The organism is Flavobacterium flavipigmentatum (assembly GCF_020911905.1).
In the GTDB taxonomy this organism is placed as follows: domain Bacteria; phylum Bacteroidota; class Bacteroidia; order Flavobacteriales; family Flavobacteriaceae; genus Flavobacterium; species Flavobacterium flavipigmentatum.
Genome location: NZ_CP087133.1, coordinates 515,593 through 532,123, shown reverse-complemented (window position 1 = coordinate 532,123; position 16,531 = coordinate 515,593). Strand labels below are relative to the sequence as shown.

Annotated in this window: 18 protein-coding genes; 12 read left to right on the top strand and 6 right to left on the bottom strand. The window is 34.7% G+C overall.

Annotated elements, in window-relative coordinates:
* Window positions 1-36 precede the first annotated feature (36 nt).
* The 10 genes from LNP22_RS02625 to LNP22_RS02580 are packed head-to-tail and all read left to right on the top strand — an operon-like array spanning window position 37 to window position 6,742.
* Window positions 37-633: a peroxiredoxin-like family protein gene (locus tag LNP22_RS02625; RefSeq protein ID WP_229975167.1), complete on the top strand. Its 597-nt coding sequence runs from the start codon at window positions 37-39 to the stop codon at window positions 631-633.
* 6 nt (window positions 634-639) lie between these two features.
* Window positions 640-1,098, top strand: a complete 459-nt coding sequence (locus tag LNP22_RS02620; RefSeq protein ID WP_229975165.1) for a YHS domain-containing (seleno)protein — start codon at window positions 640-642, stop codon at window positions 1,096-1,098.
* Window position 1,099: 1 nt separating this feature from the next.
* Entirely contained in the window at window positions 1,100-1,501 is a 402-nt protein-coding gene (locus LNP22_RS02615; protein ID WP_229975163.1) for a DoxX family membrane protein, read from the top strand.
* Window positions 1,491-1,979: a DinB family protein gene (locus LNP22_RS02610; RefSeq protein ID WP_229975162.1), complete on the top strand. Its 489-nt coding sequence runs from the start codon at window positions 1,491-1,493 to the stop codon at window positions 1,977-1,979. The genes LNP22_RS02615 and LNP22_RS02610 overlap by 11 nt, the downstream gene beginning before the upstream one ends.
* The gene (locus LNP22_RS02605) at window positions 1,967-2,677 is read left to right on the top strand and encodes an NRDE family protein (RefSeq protein WP_229975161.1); all 711 of its coding nucleotides are present in this window, start codon (window positions 1,967-1,969) and stop codon (window positions 2,675-2,677) included. The genes LNP22_RS02610 and LNP22_RS02605 overlap by 13 nt, the downstream gene beginning before the upstream one ends.
* 11 nt (window positions 2,678-2,688) lie before the next feature.
* A complete protein-coding gene (locus tag LNP22_RS02600) occupies window positions 2,689-3,723 on the top strand; it encodes an ATP-grasp domain-containing protein (RefSeq protein WP_229975160.1) in 1,035 nt (344 codons plus the stop codon).
* 5 nt (window positions 3,724-3,728) lie between these two features.
* The gene (locus LNP22_RS02595) at window positions 3,729-4,385 is read left to right on the top strand and encodes a hypothetical protein (protein WP_229975158.1); all 657 of its coding nucleotides are present in this window, start codon (window positions 3,729-3,731) and stop codon (window positions 4,383-4,385) included.
* Between the two features lie 24 nt (window positions 4,386-4,409).
* Window positions 4,410-5,366: a M20/M25/M40 family metallo-hydrolase gene (locus LNP22_RS02590; protein WP_229975156.1), complete on the top strand. Its 957-nt coding sequence runs from the start codon at window positions 4,410-4,412 to the stop codon at window positions 5,364-5,366.
* A gap of 35 nt (window positions 5,367-5,401) precedes the next feature.
* Complete coding sequence (locus tag LNP22_RS02585; protein ID WP_229975155.1) at window positions 5,402-6,079, top strand: SDR family NAD(P)-dependent oxidoreductase; 678 nt, start codon at window positions 5,402-5,404, stop codon at window positions 6,077-6,079.
* A 60-nt stretch (window positions 6,080-6,139) separates the two neighbouring features.
* Window positions 6,140-6,742 (top strand): SprT-like domain-containing protein, encoded by a 603-nt coding sequence (locus tag LNP22_RS02580; RefSeq protein WP_229975153.1) that lies wholly within the window; start codon window positions 6,140-6,142, stop codon window positions 6,740-6,742.
* A gap of 96 nt (window positions 6,743-6,838) precedes the next feature.
* Here LNP22_RS02580 and LNP22_RS02575 read toward each other — a convergent pair whose 3' ends face one another.
* The 6 genes from LNP22_RS02575 to gcvP all read right to left on the bottom strand — a co-directional run bounded on the left by LNP22_RS02575 (window position 6,839) and on the right by gcvP (window position 14,500).
* Window positions 6,839-7,600 carry an ABC transporter ATP-binding protein gene (locus LNP22_RS02575; RefSeq protein ID WP_210667273.1) on the bottom strand — a complete coding sequence of 254 codons (762 nt, stop codon included), beginning with the start codon at window positions 7,598-7,600 and terminating at the stop codon, window positions 6,839-6,841.
* Window positions 7,597-8,346 carry an MlaE family ABC transporter permease gene (locus tag LNP22_RS02570; protein WP_210667274.1) on the bottom strand — a complete coding sequence of 250 codons (750 nt, stop codon included), beginning with the start codon at window positions 8,344-8,346 and terminating at the stop codon, window positions 7,597-7,599. The genes LNP22_RS02575 and LNP22_RS02570 overlap by 4 nt, the downstream gene beginning before the upstream one ends.
* A 69-nt stretch (window positions 8,347-8,415) precedes the next feature.
* Window positions 8,416-9,264 carry a glycosyltransferase family 2 protein gene (locus LNP22_RS02565; RefSeq protein WP_229975152.1) on the bottom strand — a complete coding sequence of 283 codons (849 nt, stop codon included), beginning with the start codon at window positions 9,262-9,264 and terminating at the stop codon, window positions 8,416-8,418.
* A 95-nt stretch (window positions 9,265-9,359) separates the two neighbouring features.
* On the bottom strand, window positions 9,360-9,887 hold the full coding sequence (locus tag LNP22_RS02560) for a class I SAM-dependent methyltransferase (protein ID WP_229975151.1): 528 nt from the start codon (window positions 9,885-9,887) through the stop codon (window positions 9,360-9,362).
* A 162-nt stretch (window positions 9,888-10,049) separates the two neighbouring features.
* A complete protein-coding gene (locus LNP22_RS02555) occupies window positions 10,050-11,108 on the bottom strand; it encodes a 3-oxoacyl-ACP synthase III family protein (RefSeq protein ID WP_229975150.1) in 1,059 nt (352 codons plus the stop codon).
* 542 nt (window positions 11,109-11,650) lie between these two features.
* Window positions 11,651-14,500, bottom strand: a complete 2,850-nt coding sequence (gene gcvP / locus LNP22_RS02550; RefSeq protein WP_229975149.1) for an aminomethyl-transferring glycine dehydrogenase — start codon at window positions 14,498-14,500, stop codon at window positions 11,651-11,653.
* 221 nt (window positions 14,501-14,721) lie between these two features.
* Between gcvP and LNP22_RS02545 the strand changes: the two genes are divergently transcribed.
* The gene (locus tag LNP22_RS02545) at window positions 14,722-15,528 is read left to right on the top strand and encodes a UbiA prenyltransferase family protein (protein ID WP_229975148.1); all 807 of its coding nucleotides are present in this window, start codon (window positions 14,722-14,724) and stop codon (window positions 15,526-15,528) included.
* 240 nt (window positions 15,529-15,768) lie between these two features.
* Window positions 15,769-16,518: a glycosyltransferase gene (locus LNP22_RS02540; protein ID WP_229975147.1), complete on the top strand. Its 750-nt coding sequence runs from the start codon at window positions 15,769-15,771 to the stop codon at window positions 16,516-16,518.
* The last annotated feature ends 13 nt before the right edge of the window (window positions 16,519-16,531 follow it).

Sequence of the window (16,531 nt, the reverse complement as noted above, 5' to 3'; positions counted from 1 at the left end):
TGCTGAAGTAGTTTTGTAAAGTAAAAATATAAAACTATGAAAAAGATAATTTGTGTTGTCTTAACAACAATTGCTTCATTTGCAAATGCGCAAAGCATACTTCCGAAATCGGCGACCGAAATCGCTCCGTTATTAATAGGAGAAAAAATACCCGATGTTATCCTAAAATCATCTGATAATGTAGCGGTGCCAATTAAATCGTTATTAAAAAAGAAAAAAACAGTTCTCGTTTTTTATCGCGGCGGCTGGTGTCCTTACTGCAACATGCATTTGTCTGCTTTGGCTGAAGCCGAAGAGCAAATTCTTGGTTTGGGATATCAAATTATTGCGATAAGTCCTGATGCTCCCGAAAATCTAAAACTTACCGAGGAAAAAGATAAGATAAAATATAGTTTACTTTCGGATTCGAGAGGAGAATTGGCAAAGGCTGTGGGGATTTCTTTTGAAGCTCCGGAAAACTATAAATCAATAATTAACGTAAATTCTAAAGGAGAAAACAAGGAGTTTTTGCCAGTTCCATCGATTTTTGTTTTGAATACAGATAGTGAAATCGAGTTCGAATTTATAACTCCCGACTTTAAACACAGAATTACAACTGAGCTGTTAATCGCTGTTTTGAAAACCTTAAAATAACATAACATGAAAAAGTTACTAGTTTTTGTATGGTTTTTTATCTCTGTTGCAACATTTGCTCAAAACGATTCAAAACGGATTAGTCAGTATAATTTAGAAAAAAAAGTAGCGATTCAGGGTTACGATCCTGTGGCTTATTTTAAACAAGCAAAAGCAATTAAAGGAAAAAAAGAAGTGAGCGTTTCTTATCAGGGAGTTATTTATCAATTTTCGTCTAGCGAAAATAAAGATACGTTCTTAAAAAATCCTTCAAAATACGAACCTCAATATGGTGGATGGTGTGCGTACGCTTTGGGAAGTTCGGGTGAGAAAGTAGAGATTAATCCGGAAACTTTCAAAATTATAGATGGTAAATTGTATTTGTTTTACAATGCTTATTTCAATAACACATTGAAAATCTGGAATAAAGATGAAACAAGTCTAAAGTTGAAAGCAGATAGCAATTGGAAGAAAATCTATAATTAGAATGATGAAAAAAGTAATATTACAATGGGTTTTAAGATTTTTTGCAGTGATAATTTTAATGCAAACTTTATATTTTAAATTTAGTGGAGCCGAAGAAAGTATTTATATTTTTTCGACTCTCGGAATCGAACCTTACGGAAGAATTGGTTCTGGAATTGCAGAAGCGATTGTTTCGATTTTATTAGTGATTCCAAGAACAACATGGCTGGGAGCTTTGGGTGGAATCGCGGTAATGAGTGGAGCTATTTTATCACACTTATTTGTTCTAGGAATAACCGTTCAGAATGACGGTGGCCTTCTGTTTTTGCTTGCTGTTCTGGTATTATTGTCTTGTTTGGCTTTGCTTTATTTGGATAAAGAGAAATTTTTGAACGTTTTAAAACTAAATAAATATGTTAATTAAATCGATACACCGCAGTTTAGACAAATTAACTGGTTTGCTGAATCAGTTGTCTGAAAACGAATATTCAAATTCCTGCCCGGCATTAAGCAACGCCAGTATTGGGGAGCATACACGGCATATTCTTGAAATGTTTCAATGTCTTGAAAATAGTTACGAACTCGGTATCTTGAATTATGATAACAGAGCGCGTGATAAACGTATTCAAACTGACACTGCATTTGCTATGCAAACAATTTTGGAAGTAAAAAAAGGACTGAAAACCGAGAACAAAATCATCTATCTGGAACAAATAATTGACGGACTCAATCTTCGCATTCAAAGTAATTATTATAGAGAATTATTGTATAATTTAGAGCATTGCATTCACCATCAGGCTTTGATAAAAGTCGCTGTTTTACAGTGTGAAAATGTGTCGATAGATGAGAATTTTGGCGTAGCAGGCTCAACAATAGAGCATAGAAAACAATGTGTACAGTAAGTTTTATCAATACCGGCCAAGAAATCATTATTACATCAAATCGTGATGAAAAGGTGCTGCGTCCAAGTGCAATTCCGCCCAGAAATTATGTCAAAAACGGAAAGAATATTATTTTTCCAAAAGATAAAAAAGCAGGAGGAACTTGGTTTGCAGTAGATGCAGAAGGAACAATTTTGGTGTTACTCAATGGTGCTTTAGAAAAACATGAGGTACAATTGCCTTACCGAAAAAGCAGAGGATTGATAGTGCTCGACATGATAAGCCACGAATCTCCAAAGGAATTCTGGAAGGAAATTGACTTGCAGAATATCGAACCTTTTACGCTGGTTTTATATCAAAATAAAAAATTACACGAACTCATTTGGAATGGCATCAGCAAACAAACCAATTTGCTCGAGGTAACCAAAAATCATATTTGGTCGTCGGTGACTTTGTATCCAGAGGCAATTCGAAAAGAAAGAAAGAACTGGTTTTATGATTTTTTAGAAATGAAAAAGGAAATTTCTGCTTTAGAAATGCTAAATTTTCATCGGTACACGGAGGAAAATAATTCAGAAAACGGATTGGTTATCAACAGAAACAATCAGATGAAAACGCTTAGTATCACGCAGACGACCATCAGAAAAAATAAAGGAGTAATTGGGTATCATGATTTACAAAGCCACGAAGAATTTTATACTTCGTTTATCAGTATTTAAAAACAAGAAGGATGAAATTATTTTTTCATAAAATTACCAATTGGGAGTATTGGCCGTTTCAGGTCTTGTATTTTCCTATTTATTTTCTTTGGGGGTATTATGCCATCAGAGCAAAGTCGATTTTTTTCTTTAATGCTTCCAATCCAACTATTAAAAACGGTGGTTTTATGATGGAAAGCAAAAAAGCGATTTACGATTTGTTGCCCAAGAAATATTATCCCAAAACAATCTTGATACGAGAACAAACAGATTTGTCTCAAATTGTAAATAAAGTAGTTGAACAAGAAATTTATTTTCCGCTAATAGTAAAGCCAGATATTGGTTTGCGTGGTTCGGGAGTTAAGAAAATCAAGACCATTTCTGAGTTGAAAATATATGTTGAAAAAGCAAATTTTGATTTTCTGGTACAGGATTTAATTCCGTATCAAAACGAATTGGGTATTTTTTATGTACGTCATCCGCATGAAAAAGAAGGAAGAATAACAGGAATTGTAGCCAAAGAATTCTTGATTGTCAAAGGTGATGGAGTTTCATCGATAGAAGATTTGATTAGGAAGACGCCACGATTTATGTTGCAATGGGATAATTTGCACGAAGAATATGGTGATGGCTTAAAAAGGGTTCTGACTAAAGAGGAGGAAATAAATCTCGTTCCTTTTGGTAATCATGCCAGAGGAGCGAAGTTTCTGGATGCGAGCAATTTGATTTCTGAAAAATTAACACAGACAATCAACGAAATTTCAGCCCAGATTCCAGAATTTTATTTTGGAAGATTTGATATTATGTACAATTCTATCGAAGAATTAGAACGTGGTGAAAATTTTCAGATAGTAGAACTTAATGGTGCTGCCAGCGAACCCACTCATATTTACGATCCAAAACACTCTGTTTGGTTTGCCTGGAAAGAGTTGGCCCGCCACATTACATACATGTACGAGATTAGTGTAGCCAACCATAAAAGAGGATTTCCTTATCTGACACATAAAGTTGGAATGCATCAATATCGCTTGCACTTGGCTCAAAACAATAAAATTTTAAATTTTTGATTTTTTTGAAAAAGGTAAAAAATATAGCCATCGGATTTGTAGTGAGTTTCCTCGGGTCTATTCCGTTGGGTTATTTAAACGTGGTTGGTCTGGAAATTTACTCAAAATCAGGTTTCAATAATTTGACACTATTTTTATTTGGGGTTGTTTTTATAGAAGCTTTCGTAATTTATTTTACACTAATGTTTGCAAAAAAATTAGTGAACAATAAAAAATTAATGAAGGTAATTGACTTATTTACCATTGTTTTTATGTTTGTTCTGGCTTATTTTTTTTATTCGAATGCCCGTCAAACGCCAAATTCCACATTCAATTTCAATCAATATTTAATGTTTTCGCCTTTTATAATAGGTGTAATTTTAAATTGCATTAATTTTCTGCAAGTTCCTTTCTGGACGAGCTGGAATTTATATCTCATTAACGGAAAATACATAGCTATCGAAAATAAATTAAAATATTATTATCTTGCAGGAACTTTGATGGGTGTTTTTTTAGGAATGTTAAGCTTGATTGTTGTTTTGCAAACATTTTTTCAAAAGTACACATCTTTTTCAAAGTATGTAATGCCTGTTTTTATTCCACTATTTTTTATTGTTTTAGGAAGTGTTCAGGTGTTTAAAGTGTATAAAAAATATTTCAAACCGTCTGTTTTAGAAGGCTGACTTCTAAATCTAATTCATTTTTTCATGAAAAAATCATGCTTTTTACTTTCGTTTGTTTTCTTAATCTGTTTCTCAAATTTAACTGTTCAAGCTCAAAAATCTGAAGCTTTTACCCACAAAGTAAAAGAAGAAGATGTAGCTGCAACCTTAAAATATCTTTCGTCAGATGAATTAGAAGGTCGCGAAACCGGAACTGCCGGAATAGAAAAAGCAGCTGTGTTTTTAGAACTTTTTTTAAAAAATAATAATATAAAGCCGTATTTTACTTCTTACCGTGATACACTTTCAAACTTTGATGCGCCTGCTTATAATATTGTCGGATTTTTGGAAGGAACCGATCCTGTTCTTAAAAACGAGTTTGTGGTTTTGAGTGCACATTACGATCATATCGGACTTGAGAAAAACAAACAAGGTGATTTGATCAATAATGGAGCCAATGACGATGCTTCGGGTGTTACAGCCGTTGCCGAAATGGCAAAATATTTTAGCCAGACAAAATCGAATAAACGCAGTATTCTTTTTGCTTTTTTTGCAGGTGAAGAAAAAGGTTTATTAGGGTCGAAAAGTTTGGTGCAAAAACTGAAAGCGAAAAATTTTAATTTATACGCTCAACTCAACATCGAAATGATCGGCGTGCCAATGAAACGTGATTATCTGGCGTATATAACAGGTTTTGACAAGTCGAATATGGCCGGTAAAATAAACGAATACACGGGTAAAAAGACAATTGGGTTTTTACCAAAAGAAGCCGAATATGAATTGTTTTATCGCTCTGATAATTTTTCTTTTTACGATGTTTTCAAAAAACCTTGTCAATCGATAAGTACTTTCGATTTTGAGAATTTCGAATTTTACCATCATGTTTCAGACGACTTCAAAGCAATGGATATTCCGCACATGACGCATTTTATACAAGAATTATTGCCTGCGATAACACAAATGGCAACGACACCAACAGAAGAAATTACCATGACCAAATAGTCGCTCTTTTTAAGGGATTTGCTTATTTTTGCTGCATGAAAAATATTATTGTTACAGGAACAAGTAGAGGAATTGGGTACGAACTAGCGTTGCAATTTGCAAATGCGGGTCATCAGGTTCTGGCTATTTCGAGAAAAATACCTCAGGCACTTCTAGAAAACGAAAACATTACGTGCCTATCTATTGATTTATCAGACGAATCTGCTCTGGCAGTTGTGGATGATTTTCTTTCTAAAACATGGAAAAAAGTAGATGCCATTGTTCATAATGCGGGCGCCTTATTACTAAAACCTTTTGCTGAAACGACTCAGGCAGATTTTGAAACTATTTACAAAGTGAATGTTTTTGCAGTTGCAAATCTTACCAGAATTTGTTTGCCGTACCTTCAAAAAGGAAGTCACGTAGTCACCATTAGTTCTATTGGTGGCGTGAGAGGAAGTCTTAAGTTTCCTGGTTTGGCAGCTTATAGCTCTAGTAAAGGAGCGGTGACTACTCTTTCTGAATTATTAGCAGAAGAATACAAAGAGCAAGGAATTGCATTTAACGTTCTGGCCTTGGGTGCTGTTCAGACAGAAATGTTGGAAGATGCTTTTCCGGGTTATCAAGCGCCTATTTCTGCTCAAGGAATGGCTAATTATATTTATGATTTTACGCTTAACGGAAATAAATATTTTAACGGAAAAGTATTGGAAGTTTCTTCTACGAATCCATAGATAAATTTCAATTTTAGAAAAAAACTTTTAAACTCTCACAAATAACTTTTAACTAAAAAATTGAGCGATACTTTAGCCAAATACATTCCGGAGCACGCAGTAAAGCCTGTTTTTGATTTGATTGTAGCCAATCAGGTGCACCTAAAAATCGTAAATGAGCGTCAGACACGCCATGGCGATTACAGGCGCGGGCATACGGGTAAACATGAAATTACAGTGAACTCAAGTTTAAATAAATATCGTTTTTTGATCACATTGATTCATGAGATCGCACATTTGGTGGCTTTCGAAAAATTTGGTCGAAATATAAAACCTCACGGAAATGAGTGGAAATATACGTTTCAGCGGATCATGGTGCCGTTTATTCGTCCCGAGATTTTTCCGGCACAGTTGCTGCCACTTTTAGCGAGGCATTTTAAGAACCCAACTGCAAGTAGTGATACAGATACAACCCTTTCTCTCGCTTTAAAGCAATACGATCAGGGTAATGATAAAAATTATGTTTTTGAGATTCCGTACGGAAGTATTTTTAGAATTAAAAACGGAAAAATTTTTAAAAAAATAGCGGTACGTACCAAGCGGTTTGAATGTTTAGAAATTAGTTCTGGTAAAACGTATCTTTTTAATCCAAATGCGGAGGTAGAACTTTTACCGAATCATTAGTTTTTATAAATTCAATTTAAAAAAGATATTCTAATAAAAAATCCAAATTCTATTCGCGATGCGGTTAGAATTTGGATTTTTATATTTTAAAATAAATTATTCTTTCAAATAGGCTTCTCTTACTTTTTTGAATAAATTAGAGGAATAAACAAATTTTACGATGGCTTCATTATCGGTTCTAAAAATTTCTTCTTTAGTTCCCTGCCAAGCTTTTACTCCTTTTTTTAGAAACAAAATATTTTCTCCGATTTCCATCACCGAGTTCATATCATGTGTATTTATGACGGTGGTAATATTGTATTCTTCGGTAATTTCTTTAATTAAATTATCAATTATAGTGGAGGTATTTGGATCTAAACCTGAGTTGGGTTCGTCACAAAACAAATATTTTGGGTTGTTGACAATCGCACGGGCAATAGCTACACGTTTTTGCATACCTCCTGAAATTTCCGACGGTAATTTTTTATGTGCATCAATAAGATTGACTCTTTCAAGAACAAAATCTACGCGTTCTTTAATTTTTGCTCTGTTGTCGTGGGTGAACATTTTAAGAGGAAAAGCGACATTTTCTTCAACAGTCATCGAATCGAATAAAGCACTTCCCTGAAAAACCATTCCAATTTCAGTTCTTAATTCTCTTTTTTCGTCTGAGTCTAATTCAGAATAGATACGTCCATCAAACGAAATGGTACCAACATCTGGCGAGTGAATTCCTAATAAGCTTTTTAGTAAAACTGTTTTTCCAGAGCCACTTTGCCCGATAATAAGGTTGGTCTTTCCAGTTTCAAAAACTGTCGAAACTCCTTTTAGAACTCTACTGTCGCCAAACGATTTTTCTAAATTTTTTACTTCTATCATGATCCTAGTAGCAATTGTGTTAGTATATAATTAAAAAGAATGATGCAAACAGAGGTCCAAACAAACGAAACCGTACTTGCCTTTCCTACTTCAAGTGCGCCACCTTTCATATAATAACCATGAAAAGAAGGGATGGTTGCCAATAACATCGCAAAAATTAAGGTTTTGATAAAAGCGTATACAATATGAAAAGGAATAAACTCCATTTGTGCTCCGTTGATAAATTCTACACTGGTCGTAAAACCACCGTAAACACCAGCAAGCCAACCACCAAAAATACCCAAAAACATACTGATTCCTATTACAAAGGGATACAAAAACAAAGCAATAATTTTTGGAAAAACCAAGTAATTGAGCGAGTTGACACCCATTACTTCGAGCGCATCAATTTGCTCGGTAACGCGCATCGTGCCAATACTAGAGGTGATAAATGAACCCATTTTTCCGGCCATAATAACCGATATAAAAGTAGGCGCAAATTCCAGAATCACCGATTGGCGTGTGGCAAAACCAATTAAATATTTTGGAATTAAAGGATTGGTAAGGTTTAATGCTGTTTGAATTGCTACAACTCCTCCTACGAAGAAAGAAATAAAACAAACGATACCCAGAGAGTCGATAATCAAATCATCGATTTCTTTGAAAATTAATTGTCGCATAACGGACCATTTGGTCTGTTTATTGAAAATTTCCTTGAGCATTAAAAAATATCTTCCTATTTGAGATAAGTAACGAATGAGCATCATAGTTTTACAAATATTGGCTAAGGTAAAAAGAAGTTATGAGTTATGGGTTATGACTTTAGGCTTTTTAGGCTAAAAAAGCTTTTGTTTCATTTTCTGAAAACGATACTTTCTAATAAATTTAGCTTGTTCGGGTGTTACCAATAATGGTGTTTTTGCGGTTTTTGCTTTCCAAAAACCTTTTATGTAATCAAAAAAGAGCAGTGGTTTTTTCTTCATCATCGCCAATTTTGCAGATGCAATGGCTGTAATCCAAAAACCATATCCTAATGTAAAAAAAGCTTCTCCTTGTTTGTAACGTGCTGTTTTGTTGTAGTTTGCGCCAGTTGGTTTCAGGTGTTTTACATGTAAGCTCGTATCGGTAACTATTTTCCAACCATAATATTTACAGAGTAATTCATCAACGGTGTCCCAGCCCATAGCAGGTTTTAAACCTCCAATTTGTTGGTAAGTTTCTTTTCGATAGGCTTTTAATGCTCCGCGAATATGATCCTTATCGGTTAGGTTTTCCAGAACCCACTCACCATTTTTTTCAATGTAACAAAATCCTCCCGCCATTCCGATTTTTGAATCAGATTGAAAATGTTTGATGATTGTTTCAAAATAATTAGAAGGAAAAATTAAATCGCCGTCTATTTTTACAAGAATATCATAATCGTTATCCAAAGTTTCAAAACCTTTCTGAAACGCCTGAATTACTTTGCTTCCCGGCATGTGTATAGCATCCGAAGTTTTGTTTACAATAGAAATAAACGGATTTTTTTGGGCGAATTCTAAAACAATTTCTTCAGTTTTATCTGTTGAATTATCATTGACAACGACAATCTTTGTTGGTAAAACGGTTTGAGAAATCAATGATTCTAAAGTAAGACCAATCAAATCTTGTTCGTTATGCGCAGGAATGACGATATAATATTTCATTTAAAATATTTTTGAATGAAGATTTACGATTCTTGATTTTAGATTTTTTACATCCATTATCACTCTCATAAATTAGCATTCGTTACTTTACAATTTTAAATTTTGATTTTTTCTGCATAAACAATATAATACCTGTTGGTAAAACTTCTTAAAAGCGGACGAATGCCAAGTTTTTTTACAGGATTGGTCCATTTTTGTCTGTCTATGATTTTCCAGCCCGTTTTTTCTAAAAGCCAATCCAGCTGCCAATCTTCAAATTCATGGTAGTGCCTGTCCCACATGTCTGTTTTACTGCGATAAGCAGGAGAAAACCACAAACGCATCGGGATAGAAATAAAAAGTTTGTCTGATTTAATTTCGCTTAAAATGGTAAACGGATTCAATAAATGTTCGAAGATTTCGAAAGCAGTTACCACCTCTTGTTTTTCGGTTTGAAAAACACTTTGGTCTAAATCCAGATCTTCGCCGCTGGTGTTTTTTACGCTGAAACCAGCTTCTTTCATGATTTTAGAAAACGGATTTTCTACACCTAAGTCTAGAATGCTCTGGGAAGTTTGGATGTGCTTTTGTAAAAATTCTAGAGTAAGCTTGAATCTTTTATTCGGAAACGTTTTTTCGTACATTTTTTATTTTTTAACGGCAAAGGCGCAAAGATACAAAGATATCTTCTTTTTTTGATTTTTTTTAATAGGGATGAAAATGAAAAGGCCAGATTTAAAATTTAATTTTTAAATCCGGACTTTAAACGATATGATAAAATTCTAAATTTCTCGGTTTACAATAATTTAGTAGCGATAAACAAATGCATTGACATTCATTCCTGCTCCAACCGAAGCAAAAATTACTACATCACCTTTATTGATTTCGTGATTTTCTAATTTTCCTTGTATTAAAAGATCAAAAAGAGTAGGAACTGTTGCTACGCTGCTGTTCCCAAGATCATGAATACTCATCGGCATAATGTTTTCAGGAGCAATTTTGTCGTATAATTTATAAAAACGGGTTATAATGGCTTCGTCCATTTTTTCGTTGGCCTGATGAATCAGTATTTTCTTCACCTCATCAATCGCAATGCCACTTTTGTCCAGGCACTCTTTCATTGCACATGGTACTTGGCTTAAAGCAAATTCATAAATTTTACGACCGTACATTTTGATATATTTAATGTCCGGGTCTAAATCTGGATTGTATGATTTTCCGAAGTATAAATAATTGGCTTCGTCGGTGGCAAAAGTGGCACTTTCGTAAGATAACAAACCGGCTTCATCATTTGAGGCTTCTAAAATTGAAGCTCCTGCACCATCTGAATAAATCATAGAATCACGGTCATGGTCGTCAACTACTCTAGAAAGTGTTTCTGCGCCAATTACCAAACAACGTTTTGCCATGCCAGATTTAATAAAAGCGTTGGCTTGCAACACACCTTCAATCCATCCAGGGCAACCAAAAAGAATATCGTAAGCAACACATTTTGGGTTTTGGATCCCTAATTTGTGCTTTACTCGAGTGGCTAAACTCGGAATCATATCTGATTGATTGGTTCCTAATTTTACGTCTCCAAAATTATGGGCAAAAATAATATAATCGATAGATTCTTTGTCAATTTTAGCGTTTTCAATGGCTCTTTCAGCTGCAAAAAAAGCTAAGTCTGATGAGGTTTGATGATCTTCGGCGTACCGACGATTTTCTATTCCGGTAATTCCTTTGAATTTTTTTATTACAACCTCGTTTGGGTAGCCAAAAGGAGTTCCGTCATCATTTAAAAAAACATGCTTGTCAAAATCAGTATTGCGTACTTCTTTATTAGGAATGTAACTTCCTATACCTATTATTTTTATTTTCATTATTCCTTTATTATCCGATAAATTTAGGGCTAAATTATAAATAAAATTATGATAACTATCATAAAAAATACTATGCACGCATATAATTATGGAATAATAATTATTTATGGAATATATTGTTTATTTTTTAATGAAATTTGAGTTTAACCGAGATTTCAAACGTTTGAAATGGAATACTGGTGGTATTTTTTTGTTTAAAGTTTCGGGTTTCAGGTTATTTTTAGGTTGCGTAAAACACACCATCTTGTCTTTTTATGAAAATGTGAATACTATAGTTCTGTAAGACCTGTTTTTTCTTGTGCGTGAGGGATAGAAGTACGCTACCGAAGTAGCACGTATAGCCCGACAGCATCTCGACAAGAGGGCGTATAGGCGCACTGTAACATAGCCCTCTTGTGGGGATGGTGGCACGCCCAGATTAATAGTAGGTTTAAAAAGTTTCAAGTTTGAGGTTTCAAGTTGTACTGTAACCTGAAACAAAAAAATAAACCCGACAAGTAAAGACCTGTCGGGTTTGAATATTATTTAATAAAAACAAGTTTTTAACTCTCCATATACGCTTCAATAGGAGCACAGCTGCAAACTAAGTTTCTGTCTCCAAAAGCATCATCGGCTCTGCGGACAGTAGGCCAGAATTTGTTTTCGGCGATATATTCTAATGGAAATGCGGCTTGTTCTCTTGTGTAAGGAAAATTCCAAGTCTCGGCAGTTAGCATAGCTAAAGTGTGAGGAGAATTTTTTAATACATTATTAGGATCTTCGATCGTAGCAGCTTCAATTTCTTTTCTGATGGAAATCATAGCATCGCAAAAACGATCTAATTCTTCTACGTTTTCGCTTTCTGTTGGCTCAATCATCAAAGTTCCGGCAACCGGGAAAGAAACGGTTGGTGCATGAAAACCATAATCCATCAAACGTTTGGCGATGTCCGTAACTTCGATTCCTTTTTGTTTAAAAGGACGGCATTCTAGAATCATTTCGTGAGCCGCACGACCCATTTCTCCAGAATACAAAGTCTCGTAATGACCGCTTAATTTTTCTTTGATATAGTTTGCGTTTAAAATAGCATGCTCTGTCGCGCTTTTTAAACCATCAGCGCCTAACATCGAAATGTATCCGTACGAAATCAAACATACTAAAGCAGAACCCCAAGGAGCAGCAGAAATAGCCGTAATAGCGGTTTCTCCGCCTGTTGGAATTACAGGATTTCCCGGTAAGAAAGGAACCAATTGTGGCGCCACGCAAATTGGGCCCACACCCGGACCTCCTCCACCGTGAGGAATTGCAAATGTTTTATGTAGGTTTAAGTGACAAACGTCTGCACCAATGGTAGCCGGATTTGTTAATCCAACTTGTGCGTTCATGTTGGCGCCGTCCATATAAACTTGTCCACCGTTATCGTGAATAATTTTTGTAATTTCTTTAATAGCACTTTCAAAAACACCATGTGTAGACGGGTAAGTAACCATTAGACATGACAAATTGTCTTTATGAAGAAGTGCTTTTTCACGCAAATCGTCGATATCGATGTTTCCGTTTTCTAATGTTTTGGTAACTACTACTTGCATTCCGGCCATTGCGGCAGAAGCAGGATTGGTTCCGTGAGCTGATGAAGGAATCAAAGCAATATTTCTGTGATCGTCTCCACGAGATTGGTGGTAGGCACGAATGACCATAAGTCCTGCATATTCTCCTTGCGCACCTGAGTTAGGTTGCAAAGTAGTTCCTGCAAAACCAGTAATTACATTTAATTGTTCTTCTAATTTTTTCAACATTTCTTGATAACCTTGTGCTTGATCCAATGGTGCAAAAGGGTGAATGTTGTTCCATTGTGGATTGCTTAACGGCAGCATTTCTGCAGCAGCATTCAATTTCATTGTACAAGATCCTAACGAAATCATAGAGTGATTTAAAGCCAAATCTTTGCGCTCTAACATTTTGATGTAGCGCATCAATGCAGTCTCTGAATGGTATTTGTTGAAAACATCATGCTGTAAGAAAGCAGAAGTTCTTTGCAAGTTTTCAGGGAAATGATTGGTTGCTGTCAATTCAGAAATGGTAGTTGCCTGAGTATCTTTAGCGGAAGCGAAAATACTAACGATTTGATTTAAATCAGCAATACTAGTGGTTTCGTTTAGCGAAATAGAAATGGTGTTTTCATCAACATAGTAAAAGTTTACTTCGTTTGCTTCAGCAATTGCTTTTACTTTTTGTGCGTCTGCTTTAACCAAAATAGTATCAAAAAAAGCAGCGTTAATTTGCTCAACACCTAATTTTTTTAATTCGTTTGCTAAAGTAGCTGCCGAAGCATGTACTTTATCAGCAATGTATTTTAAACCTTTTGGTCCGTGATAAACAGCATACATTCCCGCCATTACAGACAATAAAACCTGTGCAGTACAAATGTTTGAAGTTGCTTTATCACGTTTGATATGTTGTTCACGTGTTTGCAAAGCCATACGTAAAGCGCGGTTTCCGTTGGTGTCAACCGTTACCCCAATGATACGTCCCGGCATGCTGCGTTTGTATTCGTCTTTTGTTGCAAAATAAGCAGCGTGAGGACCGCCGTAACCTAATGGAATCCCGAAACGTTGTGTTGTTCCAACCACCACTGCAGCACCCATTTCTCCCGGAGGAGTTAATTTTGTTAAACTCAAAATATCTGCAGCAACGGCTACTTTGATTTCGCTTGCTGCGGCTTTTTCGATAAAAGCAGCGTAATCATAAACTTGTCCGTATTTACCAGGATATTGTAAAATAGCTCCGAAAAATTCAGTTGAGAAATCAAAAGTTTCGTGATTTCCAATTACCAATTCAATTCCAATTGGAGTTGCACGTGTTTGTAAAACAGAAAGTGTTTGTGGTAGAATTTCTTCAGAAACAAAAAATTTATTGACATTATTTTTCTTTTGATCGCGAGTACGAACATCCAATAGTAAAGCCATTGCTTCTGCAGCAGCAGTTCCTTCGTCTAATAAAGAAGCATTGGCAATCTCCATTCCAGTTAATTCAATAACCGTAGTTTGGAAATTTAGAATAGCTTCTAAACGACCTTGTGCGATTTCAGCTTGATAAGGCGTGTAAGCCGTATACCATCCTGGGTTTTCAAAAACGTTACGTTGAATTACAGCAGGAACAATCGCCTGATTGTAACCTAAACCAATGTAGGTTTTAAATATTTTATTTTTATTACCCAATTGTTGAATATGATTTGCAAATTCATATTCAGTCATTGCCGGAGCTAAGTCTAAAGGTGCTTTTAAACGAATGTCATCCGGAAGGGTTTCATAAACAAGTTGTTCGATCGATTCAACTCCAATGGTTTGTAACATGTGTTGAAGATCTGTCTCTCTTGGGCCAATGTGTCTTAAAGCAAAAGCATCTGTTTTCATTTGTAGCTATCTAATTTTAAAGGTCAATGCAATTCGCAAAGCATATTTTCGAGGTCTGATCGAACTTTTTACGATACTGATTACATTTTTTAGTAAAAGTGTTGTTTTTTTGTGGCGCAAAATTAAGTATTATTAATAATTTAACGCTGATTTTTAGAGGCAATTTTTATGAAATTTACAACTAAAGACTTGATTTGTTAATAATTGATTAGATTTAATGAATGAAATTATTAAAACAAATATTCGATTTTTATCTCAACAGCAGTATTCACGTGGCTTTGTCTTGTTTTGCGTTGGTTCAGATTACGTTTTATTTTTTTCATCTTCAATATAATGCCGCCATCACTTTTTTCGTTTTTTTTGGAACAATTGTAGGATATAATTTTGTAAAATATGATGCATTGGTTCGGGTTAAAAAGAAACCGATCGGAAACCCATTAAAAATTATTGCATTTCTGAGTTTAATTTCGCTCTTTTTAGTGGCCTACTCATTTTTTCAGTTGAAGAGAATCACTCAAATTGTTTCTATTGTCATTTTTGCCATCACGGCTTTGTACACACTTCCGTTTTTTCCAAATAAAAAGAATGCCCGAAATTGGGCTGGCGTAAAAATTTATATTGTGGCAATTTGCTGGGTTGGCGCTACTTTGGTTCTGCCTTATATGGATGCTGAAATTCCATTTACAACTCATTTTTTTGTAAAATGTTTCCAGCGTTTTGTATTGGTTTTTGTATTGATTTTAGTTTTTGAAATTATTGATTTGGCCAATGATGACCCGCATTTAAAGACCGTACCGCAAACAATAGGTGTTAAGCGAACAAAAATTTTAGGGTTTTCGTTGCTAATTCCTTTTTGGATCTTAGGAATCCTAACGTTTACTTTTCATGACCTCGTGATCAACCTCATAATGGTCATCACCCTGATGTTGTTTATCCTTTTTGCAAATCCCGGCCGCTCTCATTATTACACTTCTTTTTGGGTCGAAAGCGTTCCGATTTTTTGGTGGCTGATGATCGTTTTTTTCTAAATTTTTGTTTTTTTCTAAAAACAAATCGACACGATTTTTTTTAATCAATGCTCTTTTGTGGGCTTTATAACAAAGAATCTTTTTCTTATGACATCTTTTGTCTTCTCTATAGATGTCTGATATAGATTTGATTGCAGAAATAAAAAAGAATCGTAAATGTAGGTTTCAAGATTTTTTCCCTTTCATATTATTGAACCAAAGGTTTGGTAGTTGGGACCATAAAAGTAACTCAGGAAAATTATGATTCAAAACAGCGCTATTACTGTTGAGCTTTATCTGCTTTGCTTTAACGAAGAAAAAATGATCAGGCATACTTTAAATTATTATTCTCAAATCTGCAGTAAAATAATTATTATCGACAATCAGAGCACAGATGATTCTATGCGACTGGCAAGGAGTTATAAAAACTTAGAATTCAGATATCTAGACTCTAGGAATGAATTCGTTGAAGATGAATTGACAGCATCAAAAAACAACTGTTGGAAGGGAAGTAATGCAGATTATGTGATAGTTTGCGATATGGATGAATTTTTATATGATGAAAATTTACTGGAAAAGTTAGCATTAGCGAAACACCAAAATATAATTATACCCAGCATAATTGGGTACAATATGATGAGTGATAAGTTTCCGACAAACTATAAAAAATTGATAACAGAACAGGTTAAACATGGCGTGCGTTCTGAAAGATTTGATAAACATATCATTTTTGATCCCAAAAAAATCAAAGAGATGAACTACAGACCCGGCGCACATTTGTGTAATCCTGTTTTTTATGAAAAAAGAGATTTAGATTCAAAAATTGAATTTAAACTCTTGCATTACAAATATCTAGGTAAGGATTATTTATATAAAAAGCACAAAGGATATGTCAATCGAATGAGCGAGATAAGTCGAGAAAAAAAGCATGGTTATGAGTACTTAGAAGGAGAAGATCATATCAATAATATGTTTGAATCAGCAAAATCATTAGAGAGAATCGTAAAATAAATTTTCATAAAAA

What these genes read in the sequence shown, in the direction of transcription:
- LNP22_RS02625 (WP_229975167.1), top strand. Translation starts at nt 37, where the DNA reads ATGAAAAAGATAATTTGTGTTGTCTTAACAACAATTGCTTCATTTGCA.
- LNP22_RS02620 (WP_229975165.1), top strand. Translation starts at nt 640, where the DNA reads ATGAAAAAGTTACTAGTTTTTGTATGGTTTTTTATCTCTGTTGCAACA.
- LNP22_RS02615 (WP_229975163.1), top strand. Translation starts at nt 1,100, where the DNA reads ATGATGAAAAAAGTAATATTACAATGGGTTTTAAGATTTTTTGCAGTG.
- LNP22_RS02610 (WP_229975162.1), top strand. Translation starts at nt 1,491, where the DNA reads ATGTTAATTAAATCGATACACCGCAGTTTAGACAAATTAACTGGTTTG.
- LNP22_RS02605 (WP_229975161.1), top strand. Translation starts at nt 1,967, where the DNA reads ATGTGTACAGTAAGTTTTATCAATACCGGCCAAGAAATCATTATTACA.
- LNP22_RS02600 (WP_229975160.1), top strand. Translation starts at nt 2,689, where the DNA reads ATGAAATTATTTTTTCATAAAATTACCAATTGGGAGTATTGGCCGTTT.
- LNP22_RS02590 (WP_229975156.1), top strand. Translation starts at nt 4,410, where the DNA reads ATGAAAAAATCATGCTTTTTACTTTCGTTTGTTTTCTTAATCTGTTTC.
- LNP22_RS02585 (WP_229975155.1), top strand. Translation starts at nt 5,402, where the DNA reads ATGAAAAATATTATTGTTACAGGAACAAGTAGAGGAATTGGGTACGAA.
- LNP22_RS02575 (WP_210667273.1), bottom strand. Translation starts at nt 7,600, where the DNA reads ATGATAGAAGTAAAAAATTTAGAAAAATCGTTTGGCGACAGTAGAGTT.
- LNP22_RS02570 (WP_210667274.1), bottom strand. Translation starts at nt 8,346, where the DNA reads ATGATGCTCATTCGTTACTTATCTCAAATAGGAAGATATTTTTTAATG.
- LNP22_RS02565 (WP_229975152.1), bottom strand. Translation starts at nt 9,264, where the DNA reads ATGAAATATTATATCGTCATTCCTGCGCATAACGAACAAGATTTGATT.
- LNP22_RS02560 (WP_229975151.1), bottom strand. Translation starts at nt 9,887, where the DNA reads ATGTACGAAAAAACGTTTCCGAATAAAAGATTCAAGCTTACTCTAGAA.
- LNP22_RS02555 (WP_229975150.1), bottom strand. Translation starts at nt 11,108, where the DNA reads ATGAAAATAAAAATAATAGGTATAGGAAGTTACATTCCTAATAAAGAA.
- gcvP (WP_229975149.1), bottom strand. Translation starts at nt 14,500, where the DNA reads ATGAAAACAGATGCTTTTGCTTTAAGACACATTGGCCCAAGAGAGACA.
- LNP22_RS02545 (WP_229975148.1), top strand. Translation starts at nt 14,722, where the DNA reads ATGAAATTATTAAAACAAATATTCGATTTTTATCTCAACAGCAGTATT.
- LNP22_RS02540 (WP_229975147.1), top strand. Translation starts at nt 15,769, where the DNA reads ATGATTCAAAACAGCGCTATTACTGTTGAGCTTTATCTGCTTTGCTTT.